This window comes from Skermanella sp., assembly GCF_059503625.1.
The window spans coordinates 1-4,082 of the sequence record NZ_JCACHA010000080.1; the positions used below are offsets into that span (position 1 = coordinate 1).

At 64.2% G+C, this 4,082-nt stretch carries 4 protein-coding genes; 3 read left to right on the forward strand and 1 reads right to left on the reverse strand.

Features of this window, described 5'->3' with window-relative positions:
* The coding region (locus tag AC5JJ6_RS02135) for an HpcH/HpaI aldolase/citrate lyase family protein (RefSeq protein ID WP_496040460.1) at positions 1-890 on the reverse strand (890 nt) is incomplete at its 3' end.
* A gap of 159 nt (positions 891-1,049) precedes the next feature.
* Here AC5JJ6_RS02135 and AC5JJ6_RS02140 point away from each other — a divergent pair.
* From AC5JJ6_RS02140 to AC5JJ6_RS02150, 3 genes are all read left to right on the forward strand, one after another.
* The gene (locus AC5JJ6_RS02140) at positions 1,050-1,592 is read left to right on the forward strand and encodes a hypothetical protein (protein ID WP_496040461.1); all 543 of its coding nucleotides are present in this window, start codon (positions 1,050-1,052) and stop codon (positions 1,590-1,592) included.
* Positions 1,593-1,596: 4 nt separating this feature from the next.
* Positions 1,597-3,204 carry a 5-guanidino-2-oxopentanoate decarboxylase gene (locus AC5JJ6_RS02145; RefSeq protein WP_496040462.1) on the forward strand — a complete coding sequence of 536 codons (1,608 nt, stop codon included), beginning with the start codon at positions 1,597-1,599 and terminating at the stop codon, positions 3,202-3,204.
* Between the two features lie 241 nt (positions 3,205-3,445).
* Complete coding sequence (locus AC5JJ6_RS02150) at positions 3,446-3,805, forward strand: zinc ribbon domain-containing protein YjdM (protein ID WP_496040463.1); 360 nt, start codon at positions 3,446-3,448, stop codon at positions 3,803-3,805.
* Positions 3,806-4,082 lie beyond the last annotated feature (277 nt).

The following is a 4,082-nucleotide window of genomic DNA, read 5'->3' on the forward strand; positions in this document are numbered from 1 at the left end:
ACCGCGCCGCGGCCTTCCTTCTGGGCCTGGACCATGGCTTCCAGGATGCGCTTGGCCTTCGCGATCTCGGCTTCGGACGGGCTGAACACTTCGTTCGCCAGGGCGATCTGCGACGGGTGGATCGCCCACTTTCCTTCGCAGCCCAGCACGGCGGCGCGGCGGGCATGGGCCTTGAAGCCCTCGGCGTCGGAGAAATCACCGAACGGACCATCGACCGGACGCAGGCCGGCGGCGCGGGCGGCAACGACCATGCGGGCGGTCGCGTAGTGCCACATGTCGCCCCAGTGATAGTCGCGCGGCTTGTCGCCGTCCTTGTCGGTCAGGATGCCATAGGACGGGTTCGGTCCGCCGATGCCGGTCGTCTGCGCCTTGGTCGAGGCGGCATAGTCGGCCACGCCGAAATGCAGGCTCTCGTTCCGCTTCGACGCCGTGGCGATCTCGTCGATGTTCGCCATGCCAAGGGCGGTCTCGATGATCAGTTCGAAGCCGATCCGCTTCTTGCGGCCCTTGGCCGCTTCGATCTGGGTGACCAGCATATCGACGGCATAGACGTCGGACGCGGTGCCGACCTTGGGGATCATGATCAGGTCGATCCGCTCGCCCGCGTTCTCGACCACGTCCACGACGTCGCGATACATATAGTGAGTGTCGAGCCCGTTGATGCGGACGGCCAGGGTCTTGTTGCCCCAGTCGACATCGTTGATCGCTTCGATGATGTTCTTGCGCGCCTGCGGCTTGTCGTCCGGCGCCACCGCGTCTTCTAGGTCCAGGAAGATGACGTCGGCAGCCGATCGTGCCGCCTTCTCGAACAGCTTCGGACTGCTGCCGGGTACCGCCAGTTCGCTGCGGTTGAGCCGGGCCGGAGCCGGTTCGACAATCTTGAAACTCATTCCTGTTCCCCCTTCATCAATTCTGTAAGCAGTTCGCAAAGGTCGCTACACGCAGATATACCGCTTGTTCGCAGTAGCAGCATCCTGCCGGAAAGTAGCACGAAGAAAGCAAAAACCAGACGTGGGAAGATGCCGTCGTGAACGATAATCTCGCGAACCATGAACGATCCGACAGAAACTGACTTCAGCCCCGTTTTCGCCCGCGAAATCGCCCCCCGCCTGGACATGCTGGAACAGGCCCGCCGGCACGAACTCCCGCGCCTGCGCCGCCGCACCACGGCCTTTGCCGCCCTGACCGTGGCGTGGCTGGCCGCGCTCCTGATGATAGGTATCCCGTTGCTCTGGCTCACCACCCTGCCGCTGGCCGCCATCGGCCTGTTCATCGTCCTTCAGCTTCGGGCAGCCCCCGGACGCGACTATGCGCAGGCGCTCCGCGCCATCGTCCTGCCGCCGCTCTGCGCCTTTGCCGGAGGGTGGCGGCACGAACGGCGCGATAACCGCGACATCTTCCGGAAAGGCGACCTCCGGGTAGAGTCGGACTGGCCGCTTTTCAGCCTGCCCGACTGGCGCACCCCGATCCCCCCGGTCGTCCGGACCGACATCTCCCGGTTGCTGGCACTGCTTGCCAGCGCACAGCCGTCCGCCTACCCTGTACCGCCTGAGGACTCGAAGCCAGGGAACTCGAAAAAGAACCGCAGGTGACGACGTGACCACCGAACCAATCAGCGGCCATCCGACATGCGGCGAAGCCGCGATCCGGCTGCTCGAAGCCTACGGCATCGACACCGTGTTCGGCATACCCGGCGTCCACACGCTCGAGCTTTACCGGGGCCTGCCCAACAGCCGCATCCGCCACATAACGCCGCGCCACGAACAGGGCGCCGCTTTCATGGCCGACGGCTACGCGCGGGTGACCGGCCGCCCCGCCGCCTGCCTCCTGACGACGGGTCCCGGCCTGACCAACGCCGCCACCGCCATCGCCCAGGCCTATTCGGACAGCAGCCCGATGCTGGTGCTGAGCAGCGTCAACGACCGCCGCGACCTCGGCATGGGACGCGGCCGGCTGCACGAGCTGCAAAGTCAGCGATCCGCCATCGCTCCGCTCTGCGCCTTCAGCCACACCGTCCTGGACCCCGCCGAACTGCCGGAAGTCATGGCCCGAGCCTTCGGCGTGTTCCAATCGGCGCGCCCGCGCCCCGTCCATATCGAAATCCCGCTGGACGTGCTGGCCGCCCCCGCGGAATTCTCCACCAAGGCCCGCCCCGCCATCGGCCGCCCCTCAGCCTGCGACGCCGCATTGGTCCAGGCCGCCGATCTGATCGCGGTGGCCGAACGCCCCGTCCTCATCATCGGCGGAGGTGCGCGCGACTGTCCCGCTGCCGTCCGCCAACTGGCCGAAGGACTGGGCGCCGCCGTCCTGATGACCGGCGCCGCCAAGGGCGTCCTGCCCCACGACCACCCGCTCAGCCTCGGCTCGTCCACCGACCAGCCCGCCATGATGGAGTTCGTCTCCCGCGCCGACGCCGTGATCGTCGCCGGCTGCGAACTCGCCGAAACCGACTTCTGGAGCGGCCTGCCGTCCTTCGGTGGCTCGCTGATCCGGATCGATATCGATCCCATCGCCTTGACCCGCGACGTGGTCCCCGACGTGGCCCTGCTCGGCGACGCCGAAGCGATCCTGTGCGATCTGGCCGACCGCCTCGCCACCCCCAACCCGGCACGCCAGCAGCCCGAGATCGCGGCGGCACGGGAAGCAGCCCGATCAACCCTGCCCCCGCTCCGCCGCCTGCACGGCGAAGTCCTTGCCGCCATCCGCACAGCATTGCCACCCGACGGCATCGTCATGTCCGACATGACCCAGATCGCCTATGCCGGCAACGCGCTGTGGCGGACCGACCGACCGCGCACATGGCACCATCCCCACGGCTACGGCACGCTGGGCTTCGCCCTTCCCGCCGCCATCGGCGCAAAACTCGCCAAACCCAACCATGACGTCGTCTGCCTGATCGGAGACGGCGGCCTGATGTTCACGGTCCAGGAGCTGATGACATCAGCCGAACTCGGCATGCCGCTCGCCATCGTCATGTGGAACAACGACGGCTACGGCCAGATCCGCGACGGCATGATCCAGCGCGGCATCCCCGAGATCGGCGTGACCCTGAAAAACCCCGACCACCACATGCTGGCGAAAGCGATGGGCTGCTTGAGCCTCCGCGCCGACACCCCCGCCGCCCTGACCGATGCCCTGCGGCAAGCCTTCAAAGCCCCCTGCCCGACCCTGATCGAAGTGCGCCAGGACAGCTTCGAACCGTAGCTTCACGACGACGTAGAAGCGGCTTCCAGCCGCTTTCAGCGCGCGAACCCCGCGCCTGCCGTCACAAACGCGTTCGCTCACCTGAAAAATCCCGGTTCCGAACTGCAAAGCGGCTGGAAACCTCTTCTACGCTTTGGCATTGGTCTGCGCCATGCCGTCGCAATCGCAGTCCTCCGGCAACTTGCATTTCCTATCGTTACGGCAGTGCCCTACGGTGTGCTCCCGACCGACGAGGAAAATGATGGACAACGAATTGAAGTGCCCCGAGTGCGGTTCCGAACACGTCTATCAGGACGGCAGCCTATGGATCTGCCCAGAGTGCTCCCATGAATGGAACCCCCAACTCGCCTCCGGCGATGCCGACGCCGAGGCCTCGTCGGATCAGAGCGTAAAGGATGCCCACGGCAACGTGCTCAACGACGGCGACAGCGTGACCGTGATCAAGGATCTGAAGGTCAAAGGCTCGTCCCTGGTCATCAAAGGCGGAACCAAGGTAAAAGGCATCCGCCTGGTTGATGCGGTCGATGGACACAACATCTCCTGCAAGATCGACGGCATCGGCGCGATGAACTTGAAGTCGGAGTTCGTGAAGAAAGCTTAGTGGCATGATTCGGGTGGAACGTATTTCTGATTAGATCTGCAACTGTAATAATGGACAAAGAAATCAATCTGCGCTCTTGCAGTATCGGACTTAAAATCCCTTTCCTCTACTTTTAGCCAGCCTAGGCCCCACATGAACGCACAGAGATGCTCGTGGAAACCAATGCCATGCCCAACGCCAACACCACAAGGGGAATTTCTATAGCTTAGCGATAAAGATCATCCCCCTGAGTAGATTTCTCTCAACAGGATGAGCCTAATTTAATCCAGCTTTGGAT

Bases quoted from the DNA above. Each gene is read 5' to 3' on its own strand.
- AC5JJ6_RS02140 (WP_496040461.1), top strand. From the start codon at position 1,050: ATGAACGATCCGACAGAAACTGACTTCAGCCCCGTTTTCGCCCGCGAA.
- AC5JJ6_RS02150 (WP_496040463.1), top strand. From the start codon at position 3,446: ATGGACAACGAATTGAAGTGCCCCGAGTGCGGTTCCGAACACGTCTAT.